The sequence below is a fragment of the Arthrospira sp. PCC 9901 genome, assembly GCF_059013425.1.
This window is the reverse complement of the sequence record NZ_CP102296.1, coordinates 3,115,850-3,142,819: the sequence shown is the minus strand read 5'-3', so window position 1 is coordinate 3,142,819 and position 26,970 is coordinate 3,115,850. Positions and strand designations below refer to the sequence as shown.

Genomic DNA, 26,970 nt, shown 5'->3' with positions numbered 1-26,970 from the left:
TTCTGGGTATATTCGTTGTCAAAGGGGATTACATAGCATCAGGGTCAATGCCTAATTCCCGCAGTCTTTCCGCCAGGCGGTTAGCGCGTTCTGCTTCCTGCTGGGCGCGTTCTGCTTCCTGTTGGGCGCGTTCTTCCGCTTGTTGGGCGCGTTCTGCTTCCTGTTGGGCGCGTTCTTCTGCTTTTTGGCGATCGCTCTCTAATTCGATATAAGTCGAGAATTTACGACCATCGGGACGATACAATTCTAACCCCGACTCCGACATTTCAAATCTCACCCCTAGCCGGGGAGAAATCCAGCCTTTTATGGTGTCAATTAATGTCAGTTGATTCTCTGTGCGAATCCAACCACAGACATCGATTTTATCGGGGTCATATATATAGTATTCTTCCACTCCATAACGCTGATAAAAGTCCAGCTTTTTCGCCATTTCGGTTAAGGTATTACCGGGAGATAATACCTCAACAACTACTTGGGGGGCGATATCATCTTCTTCCCATTGTAAATAAGACCCCCGTTTAACTTTGGGTCGTCCTATGGCTACCATCACATCTGGAGCTACTCGCAGTTTATTGTTGCCTTCTACGGGATACCAGAGTAAATCTCCGGCTACAAATACGTTAGGGTCATCTTTAAAGAGGGCATCAATCCCTCCTTGAATGGTGACAATCCAGCGGAATTGTTCGGTGTTTTCTGCCATAGGTTGACCGTCGCTTTCGGGGTAGATAATTGGGGTTTGGGGAGTGGTTTGAATCTCGGTTACCATGTCGCCTCCTTTGAGTGGGTTGGCTAAAATCAGATGTGGAAATTTAGGATTAATATGTTGACTATTTGGAGGTTGATATGCTAGTATCACTATGATGATGTCTGCCCTAATTAGATTATAGGGGTTGAGGTCTTGGACTGTACCGATGAGTATTAGGCGACGGTGAATCGGTAAAATTGTCTAGGGAAAGAATGGGAAACACCCAGATAAACCCAGATAAGAAGGGATATAGGGAAGTCGGAGGAAGCAACTGTAAGATTGTGTAGAAATGCGATCGCATTTGTAAATCTGATGACGATCGCATTATTGAAATCAGGTAAAATCCATGGCTAAATTAGAGACAAGGGATAATTCCTTGTCTCCAAATATAAACTACTTAGCCGTTAGTAGTGGCATATTCAGGAAGCCGACGCAGACGTTCTTCACCAGTGAGAACTTTTACCTGTCCATCATCATCCAAGTCTACCAAAGCCTGATCACCCGGTTTAAGCGCACCCGATAGCATGGTTTCCGCCAGGACATCTTCTAACAGATTCATAATCGCACGACGGAGGGGACGAGCGCCATAATTAGGATCATATCCCACCTCAACAATATGATCTTTAAAGCGATCGCTAACTTCCAGGACAATCTCCTTATCCCGCAAGCGAGCAAACACTTCCTCCAACAGGATATCAGCAATCTGTTTAACCTCATCTTTGGTCAACTTACGGAAAACAATAATCTCATCGAGACGGTTAATAAACTCCGGTCGGAAATACTGTTTCAACTCCTCATTAACCAAATTGCGAATCCGAGTATATTGAGCCTCTTCCTGTGATTGCTCAAACTCAAAACCCAGACCGCCGCCACCCTTTTCTATCACCTTCGAGCCGATATTGGAAGTCATGATAATCAGAGTATTTTTGAAACTGACCGTGCGACCTTTAGCATCAGTCAGCCGTCCATCCTCCAAAATCTGCAATAGCATATTAAAGACATCGGGGTGAGCCTTTTCGATTTCGTCAAACAGAATCACCGTATAGGGACGACGACGCACCGCCTCCGTCAGTTGTCCACCCTCATCATAGCCGACAAAACCGGGAGGGGAACCAATCAGCTTAGAAACTGTGTGGCGTTCCATAAACTCCGACATATCCAAACGGATCATCGCTTCCATGGAACCAAAGAAGTAATAAGCCAAAGCCTTGGTTAGTTCGGTTTTTCCTACCCCGGTCGGACCGGAAAAGATAAAGCTGGCGATCGGTCGGTTGGGGTTTTTCAGTCCCACCCTGGCGCGACGAATAGCGCGGGAAACGGCGCTCACAGCCTCATGTTGACCTATCAGGCGCTGATGTAGGGTATCTTCCATGTGCATCAGTTTAAAGGACTCAGATTCAGTCATTTTAGTGACGGGAATTCCTGTCCAGGCTGAGAGGACATCGGCGATATCTTCTTCGGTAACAATTAAGTTAGTTTTGATGCTGGTTTCCACTTGGGAAGCGGCTTCAATTTGGTCTTTGCATTTCAATTCACGATCGCGCAATTCTCCAGCCTTATCGAAATCCTGAACTTGAACAGCGGCATCTTTTTGTTTAACAATGTCGGACAGTTCCACTTTCAGATCTCGCACTTCTGGGGGTAACTTAGAGTGCATCACCCTCACCCGCGAGCCAGCTTCATCAATTAAATCGATCGCCTTATCAGGAAGAAAGCGATCGCTAATATAGCGGTGAGATAGTTTCGCCGCCGCCAAAACCGCCTCATCAGAAATAGTCAAGCGGTGGTGTTGTTCATAAACCGATCGCAACCCAAATAGAATCTCGATAGTTTCCTCAACGCTAGGTTCTCCCACCATTACCGGCTGAAATCGGCGTTCTAAGGCGGCATCACGCTCAATATACTTCCGGTATTCATCCAGAGTCGTTGCGCCGATACACTGCAATTCTCCTCTTGCTAAAGCCGGTTTGAGCATATTAGCCGCATCCATAGTTCCCTCAATAGCTCCCGCTCCCACCAGGGTATGGATTTCGTCAATTAGTAGGATAATATTGCCATTAGCCTTAATTTCCTGAACAATTTTTTTGAGTCGTTCTTCAAACTCTCCCCGGAAACGGGTTCCCGCCACCAGAGTTCCCATTTCCAGGCTCACCACTTGGCGATTTTCCAGAAGTTCCGGCACATTTCCATTAATAATACGTTGAGCGAGTCCTTCTGCGATCGCTGTTTTACCAACCCCCGGTTCACCAATTAGCACCGGGTTGTTTTTGGTACGGCGACCGAGTATTTGAATCACCCGTTCTATTTCGCGATCGCGTCCTACTATAGGATCTAGCTTTCCTTGAGCTGCCAACTGAGTCAAGTTAGTAGAAAACTCATCAAGGGTCGCCGTTTTACGGCTTTGACTGCGGGAAGTTCCCCCGGCTGAGGCGGGTACTTCCTCCCCTAAATTTTTAATCAATTCTGTCCGCAATTGTCGGCGCTCAATACCGAAGTTTTCCAGAACCTTGGCTGCTACGCCTTCTTCATCTTGCAACAGGCCTAGCAATATATGTTCTGGCGCAATATAATTATTGCCTAACTGCCTAGCCTCTTTCATCGCCGACTCAAAGACCCTCTTGGCGCGAGGCGTAAACGGAATTTCTGGTGGCATAAAACCAGAACCGCGCCCAATAATAGATTCTATCTCCCGGCGGGTATTATCCAAGTTTAGGTTTTGCTCTGAGAGTACCTTGGCGGCGATACTGGTTCCTTCTCCAATAATACCCAGTAGCAGTTGTTCAGTACCGACGAAGTTATGTCCTAAACGTCGCGCCTCTTCCTGAGACAGCATCACGGCCTTGATCGCTTGATCTGAAAAATATTCAAACATTTGTGCTTTTCCCGTCCAGCTATTGTACTTAGCTAACCCTGGGGTGTGCTTTTGATCCGTGCAGGAGGAACATCACACCACCAAGATTTGTAAACTTTTGTGTATTTTGCCTATCCCTACTCTATCGCTACTCTAGCAATAATGCAGTAAGGATAGCCGTAATTTTGCTGAAACGGGGACTAGGGGCTAGGGACAGGGTTTATCAACCCGTCCCCAATTTTTAGACCCTACTCAGCCAAGAACTTGACCGTGGCAAATAATTGCTAACAGATCAACCAGGTTTCTTGGTGGCGGTTGATGTCAAATTAACCGCCTAATTATCAATTATCCTTACTCAATTATCATGCTCAAATACCATGATACCTGAACCTGATGCGTTTTGGAAGGTCATCACCAAATTATTACCATTTACCCGAAACTCTTGCACGCCTTCTAAAGCCTGAATAAACTCTGATTCCTGAGTCATTAACTCTGGTTCACAAGCCATGGAAGTTGAGGCTAAGGTGTTAATTTCTAGTTGCTGGTCTTTGACCTCATAACCACCGATTAAACGATTACAGCCACCAGTTCCAGAAATGCTATTTTCGGCAAACTCTAGGGTGACTTTGCTATCAGCGACTAAATCAATCATGGAGTCAGATTTTGTCCAAAACAACAACCGCCACGGCTTATTTAACATGGAGTTAACACTAGGTTCATCATACTTGCTAAACACCATAAAACCCGACCCCGAATCATTTTGGTAATTCATGATTAAATTATCACCATTGACCCGAAACTCTTGCACACCTTCTAAGGCTTTCACAAATTGGAACTCTTGGCTCATTAAGGCTTCTTCGCAAGCCATTCTCGTGCTACCTACGGCACTTATTTCTAGGCGATTATCATGGACTTTATGGCCCGCCATTAAACGATTACATCCCGCCGAACCACTAACTCCATTTTGGTCAAAAGCTAGGGTGATTTCACTACCAGCAACTACATCAACTAACCTATCAGCTTGACTCCAAAATGATAGTTTCCAGCTACTATCTGCAATGGGGTTATTCATAGCTATATATTGTTCAGAAATATTTTGATTAAACACTGACCCAGACTGGGCTATCCCTTGATTAGCAAACCATACGGGAGAAGCGATCGCACAAGTAGCTACCACCAGCAAACCTTTCCATTGACTTAGTTTTAACATCTTTTTTCACTCCAATTAACCATCTGAGTATAGCAACTATTGTGGGTTTATTACCCACTTTCTCAAATCACACCAACCATAAATTAGGCATCATCGAACACCAGGAACTTTTCGGATTAAATATCTGCCTGCTGTCAGTTTTCTTAATTTTTTCCATCCATCTTGATGATAAGACAAAACTTGACATCTGCCCTCACCATTTTAGGTAATGCGATCGGGTGAGCCAAATAGTGAACAGTATGACCAGGCCCCTCGACCTGTCTTAATGGGGTGTAACTTTAGGAATTGTGGTGAATGGTGGTTAATTCAAAAGTTGAGCCAATAGGCGAGGCATAGGTAAAATAATTGTTAGTAAAACGCCTAAAGTCATCAATCCGATGATATCTCGGACATCATCAACTTCACTAACATCATTAAGGGCTGGTTCATCATTAAGGGGTAAAAAGAATAGCAGGATGGCTAAAATCATAAATTCCGACTGAATTAAAGCCACGAATAACATCAAAAAGCGGGTAATTTGACCAATAATTAGACTGAGGCGCTGACCAAACATAGCATGAACCATGTGGCCTCCATCTAATTGACCAATAGGGAGTAAATTAAAAGCGGAAACTACCAAGCCTATATATCCAGCGATCGCCACCGGGTGCAAACTGATAGCCATATCCCGGCTTAAAGCATCTCCTAAAGCCAGTTTTGCCAAGATAGCCAAAAACATCGAAAACCTAGGATTGAGGGCATTAAAGGTCAAAATTCCCGACTTATCAGGCACAATATCGACGACTTCCGAATGAGCAAATCCCCAGAATAATAAAGGAATGGTCACCAGTAAACCAGCCCAGGGACCAGCCACACTGACATCAAATAAAGCGCGGCGGTGGGGATATGGCGATCGCGTTTGAATAAAAGCGCCAAAAGTTCCCAGAAAAAAGGGAACTGGAATAAAATAGGGAGGGGTTACCTGAATCTGATGGTGTCTAGCGGTCAAGTAGTGGCATAACTCATGAACCCCCAAAATCGCCATTAAAGCGACAGCATAGGGAAACCCCGTCAACAATAGGGAAGGATCATCCTGCCAATCCTGATTTGATATTCCCATAATTGTGCTTCCCGCGACAGTAGTTGTAAACAGGGTAATCACCATTAGCGCCAAGGCTAACAGAGGCTGACTCAGCAGGTCTTGATCAGATTTGGGAGGAGCGTCGGGGTGACGTTGGGGATTAGGGACAAGGGCGAATAGGGGTTTATCAGATAAGTCTCGTTGGAATATTACCAAAAAGCGATCGCCAAAATTTGCCTCAATTTTCTCTCTTACGGTTTGATAAGCTATATCAGGTTGCGATCGCAATTGACCCCGACAAATCACCGCCTGGGGTCGATATTCCACATCATGCAACGGAAACACCGACCAAGGGAAACAAGCCCTTAATTTAGTCTCCTCACTCTGGCTGATAGGTGACACAGGTTCTGGAGTTTTGGTAGTTTCTGAGACAGAAGAATCTGTTTCACTTCCGGCATCTTCTGGGGTAGGATACTGGCGGCCAATATGCACCAAAACCCAATATAGACAAGGACAGACAATAAATGGAATAATCACCAGTAAAGCCGGAATCGGGGTCTGTTTGCCATAAATTATCACCCAGCCAGTCCAGATGAAAGCAGGTGACATCATCACCAACCACAAGATCCACACGGGAGTCCTGGTAATGCGGGTGACACTTTGACGCAAAACCAAATAAGTGACAAGTCCTAGAATTAGTAGCAATAAAAGCATAATGATATTTTGATCGCAGGGAACACCGTAACCGGGAATCAGGGAAACCACAAAAAAGGATCTGGTATAGTTTACCGATAACTCGTTGAGATTCAAAAATGGCCCATAGCAACACCAGTAGAAACAGCGTAATGGCCCAGCAGCAGTCTACAACCAAACCACCGAAACCTATTTTTGAAACAATTTATGGATTTTCACCAAACCGAGATACTCTGGGTGGGACAGCTTACTTCATTGTAGAAAACTCAGGTAATATCTTGATCGATTCTCCGCCTTGGACAGAAACTGAACAAGAGTTTATCCAGCAACAGGGGGGGCTAAAGTGGTTAGTGATCACCCATCGCGGCGGTATGGGTAAAGCTAGGGAAATTCAGAAAGCTACTGACTGTCAAATTTTGTGTCAGGAACAGGAAGCCTATCTGTTACCAGAAGCTGAGGTCATATCTTTTGAAAGGGAATTTTCCCTAACTCCAGAGATTATGGTGATTTGGACTCCTGGACATTCTCCCGGTTCCTCCTGTGTTTATACTTCCCAGTATGGCGGGATCTTGTTTTCCGGTCGCCATTTGTTACCTGATGCTAAGGGTAAGCCAGTCCCCCTACGAACTGCTAAAACTTTTCACTGGTCGAGACAAGTTCGCAGTGTGCAGGTCCTATTGGATAGATTTACACCGGAAACGTTACAATGGATTTGTCCTGGGGCTAGTATTGGCTTATTACGCGCCAAGTTGGCGATCGCTGACGGTTATCACCAAATCGCTGATAGCATGAGGCAATAGCTCACCTCAATTGTCCGTTGCCACTTGTGTGGCAAAATATTCTATAGCTGTTGCTAAATTTATCGCCAAATAACTATGACTTCTGCAACTACACTTTCCGATGCTCCTGATTTGACAGGTGATGATTACATTGTTATTGGTTTAGCCCACTGCTTTATTAAAGAAGATGGGGAAGTCCAACCGGTTACGATCGCCGAACCCATCCCCTCAGCCGCCTTAGAAGCGATTATCAAGGGTATTCCTACCTCCTATCAAATCGCCTCTGCTGTCACCCTGGGAACTTTACTCACCGATGAGTCTGTCACACTTCCTGAAGCCTTCAGCCCAGAAACTCAACTCTGTGACGACTTTAGAGAACGTACCATCGCCGCCGCGCGTACCTACAAACGCCGTGAGGTGGCTAAGTCTCATATTCCAGTCGGGACTACCTTGGAGAAATTGAACTTTTCCACCGAACGCAAACGCCTACTTAATTCTGAACGAATTGTTAGCGCGGAAGATAACGTTAAACAACACGCCTACACCCACCAAGTTCTCTAGTTAGACTTCAGCGGTATATATATTCTGAACTCCAAGCCGCCTTGGGGTTGGGAAACACAAGCCAGTTCACCACCATGCTTTTCAACTACTAGGTGATGGGCTATAGACAATCCTAGGGCGGTTGTTTGACCAAAAGTAGGCGCGGCTAATAATGGTTCAAATACCTGCTGAAATTCCTCTGGGCTTAAACTTGGACCATTATCAGCTATGGAAATCATTACCCTTTTTCTGTCTTTCTCCTCCACTATGGTAGTGCTGACTGACAGGGTAGGATCAACCATGCGATCGCCTCCTACCATCGCCATTTCTAGCCGATCTATATGGTAGGTGATTAGATTCATAAATACCTGATTTAATTGTCCGGGATAACACTCGATTAACGGTAAATATCCATAGTCTTTGACTAATTTAATACTCCCTCGCCCTCCCTTAGCCTGTAGGCGATTTTGCAAAATCAGCAAGGTACTATCTAAGCCTTCATGAATATTCGCCTCCTTCATTTGGGATTCATCTAGACGGGTAAATACACGCAGCGATCGCACCACGTCCCTAATGCGTTCCGCCCCCACCTGCATAGATTCAAACATTTTGGGTAAATCTATCTTGATAAAATCAAGACCTATTTCCTCCATTTCTTCCTCAATTTCCTCCGGGGTTTCTGGATAATACTCGTTATATAAATCTACTAATCTCAGTAGATCCTCAATATACTTATACCCATGACCTAGATTACCAAAAATGAAATTCACCGGATTATTAATTTCGTGAGCAATTCCTGCTACTAATTGTCCCAGAGAAGACATCTTTTCAGTTTGCACTAATTGGGTTTGGGCGCGTTTTAACTGTACTAAAGCCGCTTCTAACTCGTTGCGGCGGCGAGTTTCCTGTTCCTCACTTAGTCGCAGCGCCATTTCCATATTACGGCGTTCGGTAATATCTAGCCCGACAAATACCGCCGCCGCGCCCCGATGATATTTTTGAGCTACAATTAAATAGGTGCGTGGTTCACCCTTAACATTAGCAGTAATTTCCCGAGAACTTGTCCAGTTATTGCTATCAAAAAAAGCATAGACAAATTCATTAAATTCTGGGCTGGTTTGCAGAAAACCTACCTCTTTACCGATGAATTGATGGGTTGGTACACCATAAGCATTAGCTAGGTGTTGATTAACCCCTAAATATCTCAGGTCTGAACCTACCCAAGACACTAACCCTGGTACCGCATTCAAAACAGCTTCGAGTTGGTCGCGCGACTCGGTAATGACTGAGGAAGCCGCTTGACGTTCGGAGATATCTCTGGCAAACCAACAGATTAACGGTAAGGTGGGAGAATGGCGATCGCCTGTTTGTATGGCAGTATTAACCTTAATATCAATATCTGAGGGTTTAACCTCTAAATAGTTAACATTGACTTCCACGGGACAAATTACGCCATGGCGACAACTATGGCGTGATTCAAAAGTCAGCGAACCTTTATGGCGAATATCCTCGCACTGGACAGACCAGATAGTTGGGGATAGGTCAGGATCAATATCGTAGATTTTCAGTTTTAGTAATTCCCCCCGGGAATAGCCTAATAACCTACAGGCAGTGTCATTAACATAGCATAACCTACCATCAAGGGTAATCCACAATACCGCATCCGCCGCCCTATCCATCGCCAATTGGGTCAGTTGTAGGGTATCCTTTAACTGTTTTGATGCGGTAATGGCTTCTAAGGACAGGATTAAACCAGCGATCGCCCCGGTTTCCGTTTTCCAAGGCCTGACAACCCATTTCACCCATTCTATGCTACCATCACTCAGGCTCAGACAGGTTTCTAATTCCCAACTGTCTAAGGTTCCTGCTAAAGATGCCTCCGCGTTCTCATGCCAACGATCTGGTAAGTTCGGAAATAGCTGATAATGGGATACACCCAGTAAATTGTCGGAAATTTGGCTATCACTATACTGGTCTTGCCAGTACTGGGATATAGCCACATAGCACATTTGGCGATCGACCATAGCGATCGCTGTCGGCATTGATGCCATCAGTTGATTAAATAGTATATCTCCTGATCTCCCTGGAACTGCTGCACTATACATAGAATTATAGCCACAATTATAGCCATTGCTAACTGATGCCGTCTCCTGGGATGAAAAAGATTGTGTGGGCTGGTTATTCACAATTCGCGATACTCCGGTTAATTGCATCTAGTCGGCACAGTTAGAAATTACAGGGGAATATTGGAGCGTTTCGGATCATTTATGTTCCATTTCTACGTTCCATTGCAATTATTATGGGGGGTCTCACCCTCCATTGTATTCTTGGTTACAGATTTTGTCTATATTCCTTATTGCTTTTCAACCCATGTCCCAAAGTCCCATAGCCAGCGGGCTGCGTAGGGTGCGTCAGAAGCCGACTATATGAATCCTAACCGGAAAATTTGGGCCTGACGCAGCACAGCGATCGCCATGGTGCGTCAGAAATCCATTTCCTCCCTTGATGATAATTATCCCTATCTGACGCACCCTACAGGTTGACATCTATTTTCAATCATCATGAATTATCCCAGATTTAGCCTGTCTAATTGATGGTATTTAAACATAATTTTCTGAATTTTGGATAAAACATCAGTTAATTTTATTTGGTCAATAGGTAGTAAATCCATAACTTCTAAAACCCGCTGCAATCCAAAAATAATTTCGGCTCGTAAGTGTCGGGCTTGAAAGCCGGGCAATAAATCCTGTGCCCCTTGTCTAATTGCCCATAGACGTTCGGCGTGTGACACTTTGGGGGCGGTTTCATGAGTTAAAATAACTTGAACTTGGGGATAGTTGAAATTACACCAACGACAAAATTCATAGGGGCTCTGTTCTTGTTTGATAAAGTACATAATATCAACAATACATAAATCGGGAAGCTGGTTTTTTAGGGATTTTTGATTTAAAAATAACTTGATTTCAGAGGGTTTATTGTAGTGGTAAACTGATAGACCTTGAGAAGACAAGATTAAATTCCAAATCATTTGCTGTGGCTTGGAGATTTGAGCAACCAGCACAGTTTTATGAGGGTTATTTATCATACAAAAACTCACTTTTTGTTAATCAAGCACAATCCTATCGGTCGAAATCAATCAACCTTCAGTAATAGCTTTTGATGGTTTTTGTAGAGACACCCTTAACTTAAACAACAAGAATCAGCAAATCTTGAAATCAGACTGACTAAAATTTAGACTGCGTGTTATGATCTATCAAATAGCCGTTTAAACTCCACCCCAACTGCTGATTATAGCAGTGGGACTGGTAATCTTAATCTCAATCAACTAATTAGTTGCCAATGCCTGAATTTCATCAATTACTAAAGTTGCCATCTATTTCTCGCAGACAAGCTATCAAGATTTTGGGAGTCAGTATAGCTGGTGGAATCCTAGGCTATTCCAGATTCAAAAAACCCCAACCTACGATCGCCCAAAAAGACTCAATTGCCCTTCCCTATACTTTAAACAACCCTAAAAAAGTTGTTGTAGTCGGTGCCGGATTAGCAGGTTTAGCCTGTGCCTACGAACTCAGCCAACGGGGGTTTGCAGTGACCTTATTGGAACGCGCGCCCCAACTCGGTGGCAAAATTGCCAGTTGGCCGATTCAGGTAGGAAACCAGACGTTTATGATGGAACATGGGTTCCACGGGTTTTTCCCCCAGTATTATAACCTGAACAGCATCATTGAGGAACTCCACATCAGAGATAATTTTGTATCTCTTAAATTCTACTCGGTAGTTCTGAGAAATAACACTTATGAGCCGGAAGTGTTTCGCCCCAATCATTCAGCCTTTCCCTGGAATATAGTAGATTTAGCGATCGCATCACCCAACCGACTCCGGTGGGGAATTAACCTCACCAAACGCCAACACTGGGAAGTTTTCCGAGAAATTGGTGGTTTCGCCATTCCCGACAGCTTTGAAAGACTCGATCAGATCTCCGTCAGCGACTGGGTAAAGGGAGAATTTCCCCAAGGTCTTTACGACCTGTACTTTCTCCCCTTCGCTAAGTCTAGCCTAAATGCGCCGGATTCTCTTAGCGCCGGAGAACTAATGCAGTTTTTCCATTTCTACTTTTTCGGGAACCCAGAAGGACTAGCCTTTAACGGGACCCGCGAAGATATGGGTAGCAGTCTCGTCCAACCCATAGCCGATGCAATTATTGCCAAAGGGGGTAAAATTATCACCGGAGGGGTAGTTTCTGAGGTGAAATGGCGAGATGGAAAAATTGACTCCCTCACCTACACGACGGGAGACCGTCATGGGTCAGCACCTTTTTGGGTAAATCGTCATGTCAGTTTAGGAAACACTGGGGAATATTTTGGCGCGGCGGATGAAGTTTATGCTGTTAACCCCGATAAAACGGAAGCGATTTCCCTCACCTGTACTCACCAAGGTTGTACTGTTAATCAGGAGTCTGATGGACGTTTTTACTGTCCCTGTCATGGCGCTATTTATGATCAACAAGGTCGGGTGATTTCGGGTCCGACTCAACAGGATTTACCCCGATTTAAGGTTCTCCAATATGACACTACTCGCCTACGGTTAATTGCTGAAACCAACAAACCCCCCAAAGGTAGGGGGGATAATAGGGAGCTAAAACAGGAGGTAAGCTCGCTCTACTCTAAAATGGCTGCTTCTGAACTTTCCGTTACATCTGTTACACAATCGACGATTAGTTTAGCAGCGGACTATTACATATTTGCTACTGATGTTCCGGGGGTTAAATCTTTATTTTCCCTGTCTATAGGGGATGTTAACCGGAAGGTTCAACAACAAATCGAAAAATTGGCGATCGCTGACCCTTTTGCGGTGTGTCGATTCTGGTTTGACCGCGATTTTCCCTGGGAACATAGCGATTTTACCTCGGTATCGGGTTATAAATTAACCGATAGTATCACCCTATATCATCGCATTCAAGAAACTTATCAACAATGGCATCAACAAACGGGAGGAAGTGTGGTAGAACTGCACGCATACTGTTATAAAGAAGCGGATTTCCCTACTCAATCAGCGTTGCTAACCACCTTTGAAAAAGAACTATATGAAATCGTCCCTGAACTGCAAAACGCCACTCTATTACATCGAGAATTAGTCAATCAAAAGAACTTTTCTGGCTATCCACCGGGTAGTTATAGCGATCGCCCTTGCACTGATTCTGGTGTCCCTAATCTCCAATTTGCGGGAGATTGGGTAAAAATGCCTTTTCCCTGTGGTTTAATGGAAAGGGCGGTTAGTAGTGGCTTATTGGCGGCTAATGATATTATACACCAAGAAGGATTGCAAAGACGACCATTATTATCTGTCAATCCCAAAGGTATTTTGACCATTTAAATTTACCTGAACATCAACATAGTAAAAACCTTGACAATTGCGGGAAATTGTGATAATTAAAAAACTACCATCAAGCAAGGTTAAATGTTAAGTGGATCAATCGAAAACCTCATCCAACCTAGTATTGGTATCACCACCCATAATGATGACAAATAAACCAGAACCCAACCCCAACTCAGAAACTGAATATCAATTAGAAAGAGATATTCTTTCCGGTCGTCAATTCACCTTGGCTGATGTTATTGGTAAAGAAGGAGGCAGTTTTTTAAAAGGCGAATCACCCGTGCCTATTTTAACCCAGGCTATCAACGAAATCAATGGATTTATCGGTAAAAATCTTTCGGACTCATCCGGTGCATTAAAAATGGTTTTGCAGACTTGGGTTAAAAACGATTCAGGAGTGACTCAAAAGGTAAATCAACCCCTAATAGCCTTGCGGGATATCCTAGAATCGATTACTTCTAATTTAGAATTACTGTATGAATTTGTGCGACAAGTTGATTTTAAATGGGGACAAATGTATGATGAATTACCTCACTTTCAAAAACCCGGACAAGAACCCCATCCTGATGATGAATATACCCATGAATCCGTCAAAAAACAATTAACTGAATTATTAGAAAAGGTCAATCATCACCTATCAATATAACCTGGGGTTAATTAGGGAAATAATAGCGCCTATATTCCCCAAGATACAGCCAATTTTAATCTGGTGGAATACACGGGGGATGATATATGGCAATTAGAAGATTAATAAACCCGCCCTATGGGTAGAGGGAGAAGGGCTGTTTAACTAACCTGTGATATCAATGCTTTATCATAGGTAATAAGTCACAAAAAACGGGTTTCTGGCGTTTAGGGCTAAGTCTTAGTTTCCCTAGCCTAAATGTTCATAGAAACCCGATTTTTAGGTAGCGATTTGACTTTCGCGGAACCCTATCACTTGCTATGGTGTACGCCTGAATTTAGTAGATAAAAATACCTCCAGTTGATTGAATATTAACAGTGCGTAACCCAGCTTGGTCGCCACTGGGTCGAATTGTAAGGGTGACGTTGTTATTAACAACTTCTAGGTTATATTGCAGACTCAAAGAAGCAACTAAGGGGTTAATCACCAAATAGGAGTCTAGGGGAATGTTGTTATAACTAATCCTTTGTCCATTGGCTAAATTGGCGGTTTCGGTGGTAGTCAAACCATACTCTAGGGTGACACTAGATTGATTGACGAGGGTTAGGTTAACCGACTGTTGTGGATTAATTCGCGCGACAGGTTGCCAAGGTCCGGGGCTATAGGTAGAAGCAGCCGGAGGATTTTGGGCGAGAATAACTCCTGTAATTGTTTCGGAAGCATTAAGGGTTTTTGGCTGTACTACGAAGGATAAACACAAGGTAGTTACAACACTTAGTCCGACTACATTAAGACGACGGTTCATTTGATGATTCTCCTAAATACACGCGCTAACATCAAGTGTGAGGAGTTATTTCTATTATTGCCCAACCTGGATGTTTTGGATAGACAACTAACTAGGAGTTTATTGGAGGTGGGCGAAAACTGTGGCTTTTTGTACGCCATTTTCGCGACCCCTGGCGCTGATAGTCAGCGATCGCAAATGATTAAAGAAAGGCTGGGCGGATAATTCCACTAATCTTAGCAAAGGCATTTGTTGGCGTAAAATGTCCCGACTGACATCCCAATCAATATAAAAATAGCCATCATTTTTCTCGGAGAGTAACTTGAGACTATTGCTAAATTCGGGATTAGTCAGAATGTTTCCAGTTTCCACCCCATGAATTGCAGCATCGATCGCCTCAACAGAAGTGGCAAAAATTTCGTAATCCCCAACGGTGGCGTGAACTCCTCTGGGTTCCGCCTCAATCATCTGTTTTCTGGCGCTGGTCTTGTTTTTAGACTTGATCGGAACAGTTTTAAGTTGTGTCCAAGCCCATAGGGTATAGTCCCCTAATACAAAACTCCCGACACTGTAACCCCTCTCAGTGGCGATCGCGTCTAAAGCCTCGATAGCAGTTTCGGCTAAAGGAGTCCGTTTGGCGACAAATACCCAATCATTGCGATCGCCTATGGGGTGGGGGACTAACGCGAGCGCGTATTCTTCTGTTACCCAATTAAAAATATCTTCGGGTAAATCAACACCCCAACTTTCTTGTATGGAAACCTGTGCGCGTCTTAAAACTCCCCCCAAGGTCTCATTACTCCCGATAGTCCCGGAGGTTTGCGCCCACAAATCTTTTAAATCTCGTCCGGTCACTACTAGGGGACTATTGGCGCTGATATACTTTAAGGCTGTGGGGGGTTCCGACAATAACGGCGGCTCAAATTCTTCGCTGGTGGTAGCAATTATGGCTGTATCTGCTAATAATCCTTGGGGGTTTAGGGTCAGTCCTAGGGCTAAACTGGGTTGAATGGGTAGGGCGTTGATTTCATCGGGGGTTAATTCCCAATTCCCTAAATTTAAAAATACTAATCCAATTTGACTGGAGTCTAAAGCGGCGATCGCTTTTTGATAACTCTCGGAGTTGGCTAGGTTGAGGGTGGATACCTGGAAATTATTAATGGCTTCCCGCAATACTTTTGGATAGTTAGCAAATAAAATAAAGCGATCGCTTAATACTGCTGTCGCTAATGTGGGCGCTAATTCTACCGACTCCCTTTGGCGGTAAGTAATAGTTACCCCTCGATAGGTTTCCGAGGTTACCATTACTCCCGACACGGCTTGTCGTTGCCAAAATAATTCCAGAAATTCCTGACTCTGTTGGGGATTTTGGCTGGTGAGGGCGAGAAGATATCCCGGTTGTTTATCATTACTACTATCGCGATCAATATCTGCGGCGATCAGAGACAGGGTTATTTCCTCTCCTAACCAGGGTTTGATATCCCGTTGGTAATTTAGTCCTGTATTTCCTAGCAGTATCTTTTTAAATCGGTTAAATTCCTGATGCGATCGCTGTCTTTGTTTCGGTTCAGCTAATACCTGGCGGAAGGCTTCCAGGCGGTCGGGGTTGACCAACAACGATGCTGTAAACGGCGCATTTTTTGGCACAAATACTGTCGCTGTGGGAATGGTTTTGGCTTTAGCCCCCAATAATGATAGGGGAGTTTCACCTAACAGCGTCAGGAAGAAACTCACCCCCACCAGTAGCAGGGTCGCAGTGGCGATACCTAGCAGAATGAAAAACGACTTCAGCTTCATATTAATCTGAGTTGACAGGGGACGGTTGATTGATCAACATAGTCTCACCAATATCTTCTCACAGATGGCGGTTTGGCGAACCTAATCACTAGACTTTTTCCTGGGAGGTTGGCTGAACATAAACCACCACAACTCTAACCCAATTAAGCCTATCCCGGCTAGGGTGATACCTACTTTTAAGCCTAGGGGTTGTTCGATTTTACTGAATTTACCATATTCTCCACCACCATGATCATGATGGTGCGGTGATGCGATCGCTTCCACGGGAATAGATGCGATCGCACCTAATAACATTAACATCGTCAAAGAATTCTTGATTATTCTAACTTTCATTTTGGTTCCGGATCTATTTACTGGGTACATAAAGCATGATTAATCTACCTAGTGATTTGGGATTTGTTTCTATAACCGAGTTCGCTGCAATCTTAACGCATTGGTAACCACAGAAACGGAACTCATAGCCATCGCCGCCCCGGCTATAATAGGATTAAGTAACCAATTGGTTAGCGGGAATAAAACTCCAGCAGCGAGGGGGATACTGGCTGTATTGTAGAAAAAGGCAAAAAACAGATTTTGGCGGATATTCTTCATGGTAGCACGACTCAGTTTAATCGCCGTCACAATCCCCTGTAAATCTCCCGAAATTAAAGTAATATCTCCGGCGGCGATCGCTACATCAGTTCCCGTCCCGATCGCCATTCCTACATCAGCTTGCGCTAAAGCTGGCGCGTCATTAATTCCATCTCCCACCATTGCCACAATCGCCTGTTTTTGAGAGCTTTTAAGCCTCTCTTGTTGCAGGGATTTAATAATCTCTGATTTCTGGTCGGGACGCACTTGTGCAAATACCCTATCTATAGCTACCTGTTCGGCGATCGCTTCCGCAGTTTTCTGATTATCTCCCGTTACCATTACCACCTGTAATCCCATCGATTTTAAAGCCCTTACCGCTGCTACGGAAGCAGGTTTTAGACTGTCTGCAATCCCCAATAATCCCTCTATTTCGCCATCACTAGCAATCCAAGCCGTCGTTTGTGCTTGGGTTTCCCAACTTCCTTGTTTTTCCTTAAAAATACTCGTATCAATCCCCAATTCTTCCATCCATATAGAAGTACCAATTTGAATTAAGCGATCGGACACCTTAGCCTGTACACCCATTCCCGGCATTGCCTCAAATTCCACTACTTCCGGTAAAGGTAATTCCACCTCCTGAGATTTCGCATATTCCACAATCGCTTCAGCCAAAGGATGTTCGGATTTGGCTTCCACCGCCGCCACCAGCCGCAGCAGTTTTAACTCATGATTATTAGTGGTTACTCCCACAGTGATATAATTAATTACTCTCGGTTTACCTTCCGTCAAAGTTCCCGTTTTATCTAAAACTATAGTCTGGATTTTGTGCGCTAATTCTAGGCTGTCTCCACCCTTAATTAAAATACCATGTTCCGCACCTAAACCCGTCCCGACCATTACCGAAGTCGGAGTCGCTAATCCCAACGCACAAGGACAAGCGATAATTAATACACCTACCATAGTCACTATAGCTAGGGTAATATTTCCCGTCCAATTAAACCAGACAATAAAAGTGGCGATCGCTATAGCTATCACTGCCGGTACAAACCAGCTAGTTACCTTATCTGCTAATGTTTGAATCGGTGCTTTTGCACCTTGCGCCTGTCTTACTAACTGCACAATTTGCGCCAAAACAGTTTCTTCTCCCACCCGTGCAGCCGTAAACTTAAAGCTACCAGTTTTATTAATTGTCGCCCCAATCACTTCATCACCAATCTGCTTTTCTACCGGGACACTTTCCCCCGTCACCATCGATTCATCTACAGTCGATCGCCCTTCGATTATCTCTCCATCAACCGGGATTTTTTCCCCAGGACGAACTATCACAATATCCCCAACCTTCACCAATTCAATCGCGATATCTTCCTCCTTACCATTACGAACTACACGAGCAGTTTTTGCCTGTAATCCTATTAATTTTTTGATAGCTTCTGACATTTTCCCTTTGGCGCGATGTTCTAACCATCTCCCCACTAAAACCAACGCAATAATCATCGCCGCCGACTCATAAAAAACATCGGCACTCAATCCCTGACTCAACAAAACATTAGGAAATAACGTCACAAACACCGAGTAAACATAAGCCACACCCGTACCAATCGAAGTTAGAGTATTCATGTCGGCGTTACGCTGCTTAAATCCTTTAATTGCACCCGTGAAACAACCTTGACCACACCAAAACATCACCGGAGTAGTTAACACTAATTGCAGCCAGGGATCATGCAGCCAACCCGGTATAAAATGGATGTCTAAACCTGTCATCATTGGTAAGCCACCAATCATCAAGAATAAACTCACAAATCCCGAAAATGCCACCTTCTTAATTAGTGCTTTTTCCTCGGCATCACTCTCGGATTCTCCCGGCTTTTCTAAGTTTCCTAAACCCCCTAAAGGTTTGGTTGTATATCCAGCGTCAGAAATCGCTTGTTCAATTACCTCTAAACTGACCGCTTCTGGGTTATAATCTATAGCAGCTTGTTCAGCACCAAAGTTAACTTGACATTGATTAACTCCATCAAGTCTATTCACTACTATTTCAATGCGGGATGCACAGGATGCACAACTCATCCCCCCCACTTGTAAATGAGTGGTTTTCATAGCGAAAATTTACCTTTGACAATTTTATACCTTGATTTTAAAGTCTCCTGTGAACTGGAGAGTCAACCAAAAAACCGAGTTTCTCCCAGTCTCTTGACAAACTTATGGCGATCGCTTCTAAAGAAACCCGGTTTCTCCCAGAAACCGGGTTTCTAAGCATCTCTCAAAAAAACCGAGTTTCTCCCAAACCTCTTGACAAACTTATGGCGATCGCTTATCCTTATCTCTAGGGGTAACTATGGCTATACGCTTGATTTTTTATTCAACAGTGTCAAGAAATCGGGTTTTTCCAGTAAGACTTAAAAGGGTACATCATCTTCACTGTCATCATCTTCTGGAGAATAAAACTCTATGGTATCCTCCAATGCTACAGAAGAAGAAGAAACAGTTGTCACCTGTGTATTTTCGGGATACCAAGGGATAATTTCCCCATCAAAAAACTCTGCCAGTTTTTCAGCCGCCATAGCCACATCATCAACCGGAGAATTATTGTCATTATCAGCTACTTTAACTGAAATATCCTCAATTTTAGGAGTTGTTAATTCCGGCGGTTTCTCAGTTTCTGGTTCCCTAGTAGGTGGCGGGGGTTCTGGTGGTGGGGGTGGCGGCGATTGTACCCTCTCAGATATCGGTTTTTTCTCGGGTTCAACCCCAGGAGAAACTGCCCCCATTCCCACTTCTAAATTTACCTGAATTTTAGTATTAAAAACCTTCTGACAAGCAACTTCTAAACTAGAGATTTTCGCCTGGGCAATTTTCAATAATGGATTGGATTTAAGCCCGATACAGACTACATTACCATGGTGCGATCGCAAACAGCCATGTTGACGCATCAAAGCCTGAGTTCCCAATTGTTCGATCGCACTAAGTATCTGTTCCCAAAGTTCCTCCAGACTATAGTTTACTGCTTCCTCTTGATTAGCAGTAGTAGGCTGTGGCGGCGGGGGTGGCGGCGGGGGTGCATCCGGCACAGAAACAGCTTGTGAGACAGGTTGAGCAGGCGCAGGAGGCTTGTAAACAGGCTGTGACCTCATTTTTGAGGTAGGCTGATTTGAGATAGGCTGAGGCTGCACATTTACCACCCCCGTAGATACCGTTTGAGGACGCAAAGCCTCCGGTAATAACCCTAATAAAGTCACCTCCAACCATAAACGCGGCTGAGTGGTATTTTTAATCTGTACCTCGCTATCGCGGAGATGTTTTTGACCAGCCAGGATAATTTCATGTTCCCAGCGTTGGGAAAAGGCGCATAAACTTTCCCAAGTCGGTTGAGTAAGTTTCACTAAATCCTGGCGATTTGGTGCGGTTTTGGCGATTAATAAATCTCGGTAAAATTCCCCCAGATTTTGCAGCACAATTAAAGGTTCTCGACCCCGGTTCAGTAACTCGCGGGTTTGGTCTAAAATTGCCGTCGCTTTACCCTCTGCGATCGCCTCTAATAATGTCATCAAATCCCGTTCAGGAACAGCCCCAACCAAGTCCCAAACCCGTTCAACCGTAATTTCACCTGACAGTAAACTTAATTGGTCTAACAGGCTTTCCGCATCCCTTAATCCCCCTTGAGCAATTTGAGCCACCATCATCACCGCTTCCGGTGTAATAGCAATGTTTTCCTTGGCGGCGATAGTTTCTAAATGAGTCGCCATGGCTTGTAAAGGAATGCGCCGAAAATCAAAGCGCTGACATCGAGAAATAATCGTCGGGAGAACCCGTTGAGGGTCTGTAGTCGCCAGGACAAACACCACCCGATCAGGTGGTTCTTCTAGGGTTTTCAGTAAAGCATTAAAAGCCGCTGTACTCAACATATGGCAATTGTGAACTAGCAGACCATTCGCCACAAAATTATGATTATGTTCTACCTCAATATCATAGACATGATTAACCCCTAACTTTTCGATAGATTTTACCTCTTGTAATCCCGTATTGATAGCCACATCAATTTCCGGTGATAATATCTTCATTTTGGGGGTAATATTTGCCGCTTTTATCCAGCCTTTATCTGTCCTAATCAGATGATTGCCAGTGCATTTAATCTCCGTCTGAAAGGTTTTAATTTTCCAAGTCTCACGAACCCCCTGGTCAAGCCAGCGTAAAACCTGCTGCCATTCCCATTGTTGAGTAGACTCATTATAACTAAGAACTCGACATTCTTGGAGAGTCGGATCATCAATTCTCAGCCATCCGCGATCGCTTAAAATCAGAGCATCACCCGTCAGACATTCATCAATTACATAGACCTTATAGCGACATTGAACCGGGGAAAACTGCGTCCGTTCAATTAAATCCCGGATATGATCAACCCCCGTATTACTAGCAGCATCAATCTCCACAAAATCTAAAGTTGCTCCCGTAGTGATACCCCGACAGACCTCGCAAATACCACAGGGAGTTTCTGTCGGGTTAGAAGTTTGTAGACAGTTAAGAGATTTCGCTAAAATCCGCGCACTAGAAGTTTTACCAGTACCCCTCGGACCTGTAAATAAATAAGCCGGAGCAATACGCCGCGATCGGATCGCATTAGTCAGAGTTTGAGCGATCGCCTCTTGACCCACCAGATCTGCAAAAGTTTGGGGACGATATTTGTGGTGAAGCGGTTCGTAGGTCACGGTATAATCTCAACATCCCAAAAGCAACTAATTATTAACTAATCCCTAAGTTCATCCTAGCCAGACTAGCCCTAGCAGAAACCGCCGGAGTTTCATCATTATTAACCATCCCCTCCAACCTTTGCGAAACCTGTGTAAACCAATGGGGTTTATCCACCTCAGAAGCCGCCAAACCTTCCAAACCCACAACCGTTGCATAACGAACGATCCATTCCGTATCTTCAGAAGTATGCAGCAGAGTTTTTAGGGTTCTTTCCTTAGCCTCAGAGACTGCTTCTGGTGACATATCCTCCCAGCGAATTGCTCCCAAACCCCGCGCCGCAGCACGACGCACACTCAGAGCAAAATCACTACCCGCCGCCTCCAGCAAAACATCTAAACCCCTAGGATCACCAATACCAGACAAAGCGCGAACCGCCCAAGCCCTAGCACCATAGTTATAACCATCTAACCTCTCTAGTAGACCAACCACAGCAGGTTTACCAATGGCTATCAATCCCTCAACTGCAGCCACCGCCGCGCCAGGGTTGTTATAACCCAAAACACGAATTAACATGGGTACTGCATCCACAGAACCAGTCGCGGCCAATTGTGACACCGCGCCTATCAGTTTTCCAGCAGAGTCCGCCTGTTCCACCGCTAAAATTAGTTCCTCAACCTTTGTCATAATAGAGAATCCATCAGCTTCATGATTTTAACTGCCTCTTCAGATAGGCATTTTTCCCCAATTTGACTGAGATGGTGTTCCAGAATTCCCTGTAAAGCAATTAGTTTCAGGCTATTTTCAGCTAGGGTGTTGGCTATAGGTTCGGCCGCCTGAAGATATCCGATCGCCCCTAAATCCATTAAAGCACTGCGTCGCAATTGTAAATCTTCCCCCCGCAAAGCTGCAATTAAGCGATCGCCATAAACCGGATCACCCGTAAGCTGATACATAGCCCTTAAAGCCGCATACTGTATTCTAGCGATCGGATGGTTTATGAAAGGTTCAATATCAGTTAACGCCTCAGTTGCGCCCAGAGTTCCTATGGCTTCAATTACTGCGTCATAAGGCTGTTTTAAATGGGGTTTACCCGCTATCGGTGCAGTATCTTCTACTCCACCCACCAATAACCCACGCAAAGCATAAACACAGCTAGAGTCTCCCAGACCTTCTAAAGCCTGAGCCGCCGCTTCCCGCACATAAAAATCTTGGCAATCTAAACATTTGACTAGGGGAGTCACCGCGCGCCGATCGCCCAATTTACCCAAAGCCCGAGCCGCATTTCTCCGTAAAGGATAGCCCCCGTCCTTAGTGCGATCGGACTCATCATCCAAAGCCCTAATTAACGCATCAACTGCGATCGCATCACACACACGAAAACGCCCCAACCACCAAGCCGCATAATAGCGACGATTTGGTTCTTGATGGTTTAGGGCGGCGATCGCCTGTTCTACTGTCCAAGCATCACCCCCTTCAGCTTCTCCCCCAGTTAAAGGCGCATTATCTGCGCCCACTAGGGGGGATGCACCTGGGGTTTTTGATTCAGAATCCTGCATGAAAATCAGAATTGAATGGTCTAAATTATTCGCCCTCAGCTTCAGACACCGTATTATCGGTAGTCATCGGCTCAATGCTAACAATTTTACCACCCATGCGGTTAATCCGCCGCATTTCCTGATTCATCCGATTGTAAGGAACAATTACAAATTGATTCCCACTCGAGCGAATCTGATATTCTGTCTTGTCGGTTTCGTCATTCTGACGCATTCCCGCCACTTCATATTTAAAGAAGCGAGCGCCCGAAGGACTACTCCCCATTTTTCCGGCACTGATGTAACCCAACATTGTCCCTATTAATCTCCCAAAACTATCAAGTTTTCTCTTGCCATTCTAAATAGGCGCAATGCTGGCAATTGTGCCACCTTGGCGCTGAATTTCCCTCAGTTGTGCCGAAAGCTGCTCATAAGGAACAATAAAAGCCTTACTGCAACGACGTACTCTGGGATAACGGCGCTCACGGATTCCAGAAACCTCTACACGGTAAGTCCGTCCCGCTTGCAGAACTCCACCTTGGCTGAATCCAGTGCTAGGAGCCACACTCTGTCCAGATGGACGATAGGACCAACCATCCGAATCCCCAGAAGGAGCCACTACCACAGAAGCGCGGTTAGCACCTAGTTCCTGCGCCAGACGAGACATAGTGCCTTCACCTTGAGCGCTATCACTATTAGCATAACCCCGATATAGGCGGAACATCCGGGTAAAACCAACCGTTTTCTGTCCCCGCTGAGTCTCGAAACCACGGTAGTAGGGAACAATATTTTCGCCGAAGCTCTCCAGATATTCTGGAGAATCAATATAAGAATCGATATCGGCATCGTACCCTTCGTTTTGGTATAAGTCTAAGTGGAAAACCACCTCTGACTCATCATAGGGAGCCCGACCCAACAGGTGTTTGTAATTTAGTTCAATTACACGGGTCTGGAAATTCGGGTAAAAGAATTTCTTTTTATAAAGCTCTGACTTCGCCACACACCGCACAAACTCCCGTACTGTGATGCTACCATCGCACAACAGTGACTCCGCACTCGTGAGGCGCTCAGAACTCATCAGATAATCATTACCCAGTAATTGACGGTATACCGCACGAATTACCTCTTGGGCATTGTCACGACTCCAATTGGGACGCAACTCTACCAGAGAACTCTCCTGGAAAGCTGTTGTCCCTAACCGAGACGCTTGGGTTGTAATGGCCACTAAAATCCTCCTATGATCACAACCGAATTACTTGCGGATTTAGTCCTAGACAATCTAACTTGATTATGCTATTGTTATTAACTGGTTAACAGTTAACAACTTGCTGTTCTAAGCAGGGGTCACGCTGATGACCCGTCCGCCCATGCGGTTGATCCGCTGCAACTGTCCTGAAAGTTGCTCGTAGGCTACTGTGTACTCTACTGTGGCTCTACGCATTCTCGGTGTCAACTGTGTGGGCTTTTGTACTACTACCACACGATACAATTGACCGCGCGAGCCACCATTAGCCCCCACCAGAGCTTGTCCGCTACCGGCTGGAGAAATTGGCGAAGACGTATTGCGAGCTACTTCCCAAGTTAAACGTCCTTGGGTTTGGTTTTGGGCGCGATCGCTATTCGCGTATCCCCGGTAAAGTTGGAACATCCGGTTAAATCCCACAGTCCACTGACCCCGTTGGGTAGCAAAACCACGGTAGTAAGGAACTACATTTTCACCGAAACTCTCCAAATACTCAGGAGAATCGAGGTAAGAATTAATCTCAGCCTCGTAGCCTTCCTCGTTATACAGGTCAACGTGAAACGCGATTTCTGACTCATCATAAGGAGCCCGACCCAGCAAATGCTTATAGTTCAGTTCAATAAACCGAACTTGGCTATTGCCATAAAAAAACTTTTTCCGGTACAGTTCCGAAACAGCTAATGCTCGCACAAAATCCCGCACCGTAATTTCACCCTGGCGCAACAAAGACTCAGCACTCGTTAAGCGCTCCCGTTGCATCAGATGTTCATTACCCATCACCTGACGATATGCAGTCAAAATTACAGCTTGCACATCACTCTCGGTGAAGTTCGGGCGCAGTTCCACTCGTTCAGACTCTTCAAAAGCTCTGATTCCTAGACGACTTGCTTCTGCTAAACCAACCATTATTAATCTTCTCCCGATTTTTTGACTTTATAGAGAAAAAACTCTTTTTAATCGGTTAGGTAATCTCGGATACCGATTCCACCAAGCTCATCCCGCTTTAATAAAAGATGCCCGGACTGCTAAATAACTGATAACCCAATTGCTAACAGCTATTTACCGTTCCGGGCAACGCAAAAAAGGACCTAGCTCAGGGCGTTGATCGCGTAGTCGAGGTAGGAGTTAGCTTCAACAGCAGCGTCACCAGACAAACCGTGGTTAGCTTTGATGTATTTCAGGGCTTCAATGTACCAGCTTGGAGAAAGCTCGAAAGTCCGGTTGATTTCATCAATACCGGCAATCAGGTACTCATCCATGGGGCCAGTTCCACCAGCAATCAGGCAATAAGTTACCATCCGCAGGTAGTAGCCGATGTCACGAGCACATTTGTCCTTACCGCGTTGGTCTGCCGCGTAGTTAGGCCCCTGCATTTGGGTGGTGTAGGGGAACTTGTTGTACACTGCTTGGGCAGCACCACTGATCAGACTATCAGATTTGGAGGTCAAAGCTTTAGCAGCTTCCAGACCAGCTTTGGCTTGACGAAAACGACCAAAAGCTACTTGGATTTCGGTGCTGCTTAGGAAACGACCTTGGGAATCAGCGATAGAAACTGCTTCGGTTAGGGGGGTTTTCATTCTCGAGTTATCTCCCGATTGGTTTACAAAAAATTAGGTAACAAACAGAAGTCAAGTAACTTAGACTTCAGCTAAACTGTTTCAATTGTTATATGCTATGGAGCTGCTTAATTAGGAAACTGCAGCAGCAGCACGATCAAAGTAACCAGCGATTTCTGAAGCCAAAGCGCTACAATCACCAGGAGTGATACCTGCGGGATCGTTAACGATCGCCAGAGCAGCTTCTTTCATTTTGCCAACACCGACAGCAACGGAGGAACCGGGAGTTCCCAAAGCCAGGTAAGTTTCACGCAAACCGTTCAAGCAACGATCTTCGAGAACACTTGCGTCGCCAGCGAACACAGCGTAGGTTACATAACGCAGGATGATTTCCATGTCACGCAAGCAAGCAGCCATACGACGGCTGGTGTAGGCGTTTCCACCGGGAGCAATCAGTTGGGGTTGCTCTGCAAACAAAGAACGAGCAGCATTAGAAACGATGGTGGAAGCGTTGCCAGTAATGCGGTTAACGGCATCCAAACGTTTGTTGCTTTCAGCAACCATTTGGCTCAGAGCATCGATTTGAGCTGTACTCAGCATTTCGCCGCGAGTATCAGCCTGAGAAACCACCTTGGTGAAGGCATCAAACATGGACTTATCTCCTACTTGTTGACTTGCTTAGAGTTAGCTTGGGATTCGACACACCATGAATGATCTTTACAATCAATCCATCGGTGCCATCTCCTAGGACCCCTTCCGGGGCGAACCACCGACTATGGCCTTGACTATGGCCCGGCGATTCATTTCTGAGTTGGTGTCCTAGAACACTTTCAGAAATCTTAGAAGATTGTACACGGTTTATGAGAAGAATTTAATATTTTGACACGAAATGTTAATTAAACTTCATAAACCAACATTCG

At 44.9% G+C, this 26,970-nt stretch carries 24 protein-coding genes; 5 read left to right on the top strand and 19 right to left on the bottom strand.

The genetic code is table 11. The features are described 5' to 3' along the window. Positions 1-28: 28 nt before the first annotated feature. The 5 genes from NLZ44_RS13705 to NLZ44_RS13685 all read right to left on the bottom strand — a co-directional run bounded on the left by NLZ44_RS13705 (position 29) and on the right by NLZ44_RS13685 (position 6,631). Positions 29-766 carry a Uma2 family endonuclease gene (locus NLZ44_RS13705; RefSeq protein ID WP_493750139.1) on the bottom strand — a complete coding sequence of 246 codons (738 nt, stop codon included), beginning with the start codon at positions 764-766 and terminating at the stop codon, positions 29-31. A 115-nt stretch (positions 767-881) separates the two neighbouring features. Continuing rightward, positions 882-1,070, bottom strand: coding sequence for a hypothetical protein (locus tag NLZ44_RS13700; RefSeq protein ID WP_146743423.1), 189 nt, complete (start codon positions 1,068-1,070; stop codon positions 882-884). 72 nt (positions 1,071-1,142) lie between these two features. Beyond that, positions 1,143-3,617, bottom strand: a complete 2,475-nt coding sequence (locus NLZ44_RS13695; RefSeq protein WP_493750138.1) for an ATP-dependent Clp protease ATP-binding subunit — start codon at positions 3,615-3,617, stop codon at positions 1,143-1,145. 334 nt (positions 3,618-3,951) lie between these two features. Then, positions 3,952-4,806, bottom strand: coding sequence for an META domain-containing protein (locus NLZ44_RS13690; protein WP_493750137.1), 855 nt, complete (start codon positions 4,804-4,806; stop codon positions 3,952-3,954). A gap of 301 nt (positions 4,807-5,107) precedes the next feature. Continuing rightward, a complete protein-coding gene (locus NLZ44_RS13685) occupies positions 5,108-6,631 on the bottom strand; it encodes a site-2 protease family protein (RefSeq protein ID WP_493750136.1) in 1,524 nt (507 codons plus the stop codon). 80 nt (positions 6,632-6,711) lie between these two features. Between NLZ44_RS13685 and NLZ44_RS13680 the strand changes: the two genes are divergently transcribed. Both NLZ44_RS13680 and NLZ44_RS13675 read left to right on the top strand, forming a co-directional pair. Further along, a complete protein-coding gene (locus NLZ44_RS13680; protein WP_006620857.1) occupies positions 6,712-7,359 on the top strand; it encodes an MBL fold metallo-hydrolase in 648 nt (215 codons plus the stop codon). Positions 7,360-7,434: 75 nt separating this feature from the next. Then, positions 7,435-7,899 carry a hypothetical protein gene (locus NLZ44_RS13675; RefSeq protein WP_493750135.1) on the top strand — a complete coding sequence of 155 codons (465 nt, stop codon included), beginning with the start codon at positions 7,435-7,437 and terminating at the stop codon, positions 7,897-7,899. On the opposite strand, the gene NLZ44_RS13670 is transcribed toward NLZ44_RS13675, so the two are convergent. Continuing rightward, entirely contained in the window at positions 7,896-10,091 is a 2,196-nt protein-coding gene (locus tag NLZ44_RS13670) for a PAS domain S-box protein (protein ID WP_493750134.1), read from the bottom strand. The genes NLZ44_RS13675 and NLZ44_RS13670 overlap by 4 nt on opposite strands. A gap of 353 nt (positions 10,092-10,444) precedes the next feature. Continuing rightward, positions 10,445-10,963 (bottom strand): PleD family two-component system response regulator, encoded by a 519-nt coding sequence (locus tag NLZ44_RS13665; RefSeq protein ID WP_493750133.1) that lies wholly within the window; start codon positions 10,961-10,963, stop codon positions 10,445-10,447. Between the two features lie 254 nt (positions 10,964-11,217). Between NLZ44_RS13665 and NLZ44_RS13660 the strand changes: the two genes are divergently transcribed. Beyond that, entirely contained in the window at positions 11,218-13,251 is a 2,034-nt protein-coding gene (locus NLZ44_RS13660; protein ID WP_493750132.1) for an FAD-dependent oxidoreductase, read from the top strand. Between the two features lie 142 nt (positions 13,252-13,393). Further along, entirely contained in the window at positions 13,394-13,900 is a 507-nt protein-coding gene (locus NLZ44_RS13655; protein ID WP_493750131.1) for a hypothetical protein, read from the top strand. Positions 13,901-14,216: 316 nt separating this feature from the next. Here NLZ44_RS13655 and NLZ44_RS13650 read toward each other — a convergent pair whose 3' ends face one another. From NLZ44_RS13650 to NLZ44_RS13635, 4 genes are all read right to left on the bottom strand, one after another. Further along, entirely contained in the window at positions 14,217-14,684 is a 468-nt protein-coding gene (locus NLZ44_RS13650; protein WP_111892652.1) for a hypothetical protein, read from the bottom strand. Positions 14,685-14,783: 99 nt separating this feature from the next. Continuing rightward, positions 14,784-16,460 (bottom strand): DUF3352 domain-containing protein, encoded by a 1,677-nt coding sequence (locus NLZ44_RS13645; RefSeq protein WP_006620864.1) that lies wholly within the window; start codon positions 16,458-16,460, stop codon positions 14,784-14,786. Positions 16,461-16,541: 81 nt separating this feature from the next. Further along, positions 16,542-16,793 (bottom strand): hypothetical protein, encoded by a 252-nt coding sequence (locus NLZ44_RS13640; protein WP_233497813.1) that lies wholly within the window; start codon positions 16,791-16,793, stop codon positions 16,542-16,544. 69 nt (positions 16,794-16,862) lie between these two features. Then, complete coding sequence (locus NLZ44_RS13635; RefSeq protein WP_493750130.1) at positions 16,863-19,130, bottom strand: heavy metal translocating P-type ATPase; 2,268 nt, start codon at positions 19,128-19,130, stop codon at positions 16,863-16,865. 104 nt (positions 19,131-19,234) lie between these two features. Here NLZ44_RS13635 and NLZ44_RS13630 point away from each other — a divergent pair, with 104 nt between their 5' ends. Then, positions 19,235-19,360 (top strand): hypothetical protein, encoded by a 126-nt coding sequence (locus tag NLZ44_RS13630; RefSeq protein WP_493750129.1) that lies wholly within the window; start codon positions 19,235-19,237, stop codon positions 19,358-19,360. 69 nt (positions 19,361-19,429) lie between these two features. Here the strand turns inward: NLZ44_RS13630 and dnaX are convergent, their stop codons facing one another. From dnaX to cpcB, 8 genes are all read right to left on the bottom strand, one after another. Further along, positions 19,430-21,736: a DNA polymerase III subunit gamma/tau gene (gene dnaX / locus NLZ44_RS13625; RefSeq protein ID WP_493750128.1), complete on the bottom strand. Its 2,307-nt coding sequence runs from the start codon at positions 21,734-21,736 to the stop codon at positions 19,430-19,432. 34 nt (positions 21,737-21,770) lie between these two features. Then, entirely contained in the window at positions 21,771-22,403 is a 633-nt protein-coding gene (cpcF, locus tag NLZ44_RS13620; protein WP_111894377.1) for a C-phycocyanin alpha-cysteine-84 phycocyanobilin lyase subunit CpcF, read from the bottom strand. Further along, positions 22,400-23,275, bottom strand: coding sequence for a C-phycocyanin alpha-cysteine-84 phycocyanobilin lyase subunit CpcE (gene cpcE, locus NLZ44_RS13615; protein ID WP_493750127.1), 876 nt, complete (start codon positions 23,273-23,275; stop codon positions 22,400-22,402). Before cpcE ends, cpcF begins: the two co-directional genes overlap by 4 nt. A gap of 25 nt (positions 23,276-23,300) precedes the next feature. Next, complete coding sequence (gene cpcD, locus NLZ44_RS13610; protein WP_187758125.1) at positions 23,301-23,564, bottom strand: rod-capping linker protein CpcD; 264 nt, start codon at positions 23,562-23,564, stop codon at positions 23,301-23,303. A 45-nt stretch (positions 23,565-23,609) separates the two neighbouring features. Next, a complete protein-coding gene (locus NLZ44_RS13605; protein ID WP_493750126.1) occupies positions 23,610-24,476 on the bottom strand; it encodes a phycobilisome linker polypeptide in 867 nt (288 codons plus the stop codon). A gap of 108 nt (positions 24,477-24,584) precedes the next feature. Next, positions 24,585-25,400, bottom strand: a complete 816-nt coding sequence (locus NLZ44_RS13600; RefSeq protein WP_493750125.1) for a phycobilisome rod-core linker polypeptide — start codon at positions 25,398-25,400, stop codon at positions 24,585-24,587. A 182-nt stretch (positions 25,401-25,582) separates the two neighbouring features. Beyond that, on the bottom strand, positions 25,583-26,071 hold the full coding sequence (cpcA, locus tag NLZ44_RS13595) for a C-phycocyanin subunit alpha (protein ID WP_006618345.1): 489 nt from the start codon (positions 26,069-26,071) through the stop codon (positions 25,583-25,585). A 111-nt stretch (positions 26,072-26,182) separates the two neighbouring features. After that, positions 26,183-26,701: a C-phycocyanin subunit beta gene (cpcB, locus tag NLZ44_RS13590; RefSeq protein WP_317270761.1), complete on the bottom strand. Its 519-nt coding sequence runs from the start codon at positions 26,699-26,701 to the stop codon at positions 26,183-26,185. Positions 26,702-26,970 lie beyond the last annotated feature (269 nt).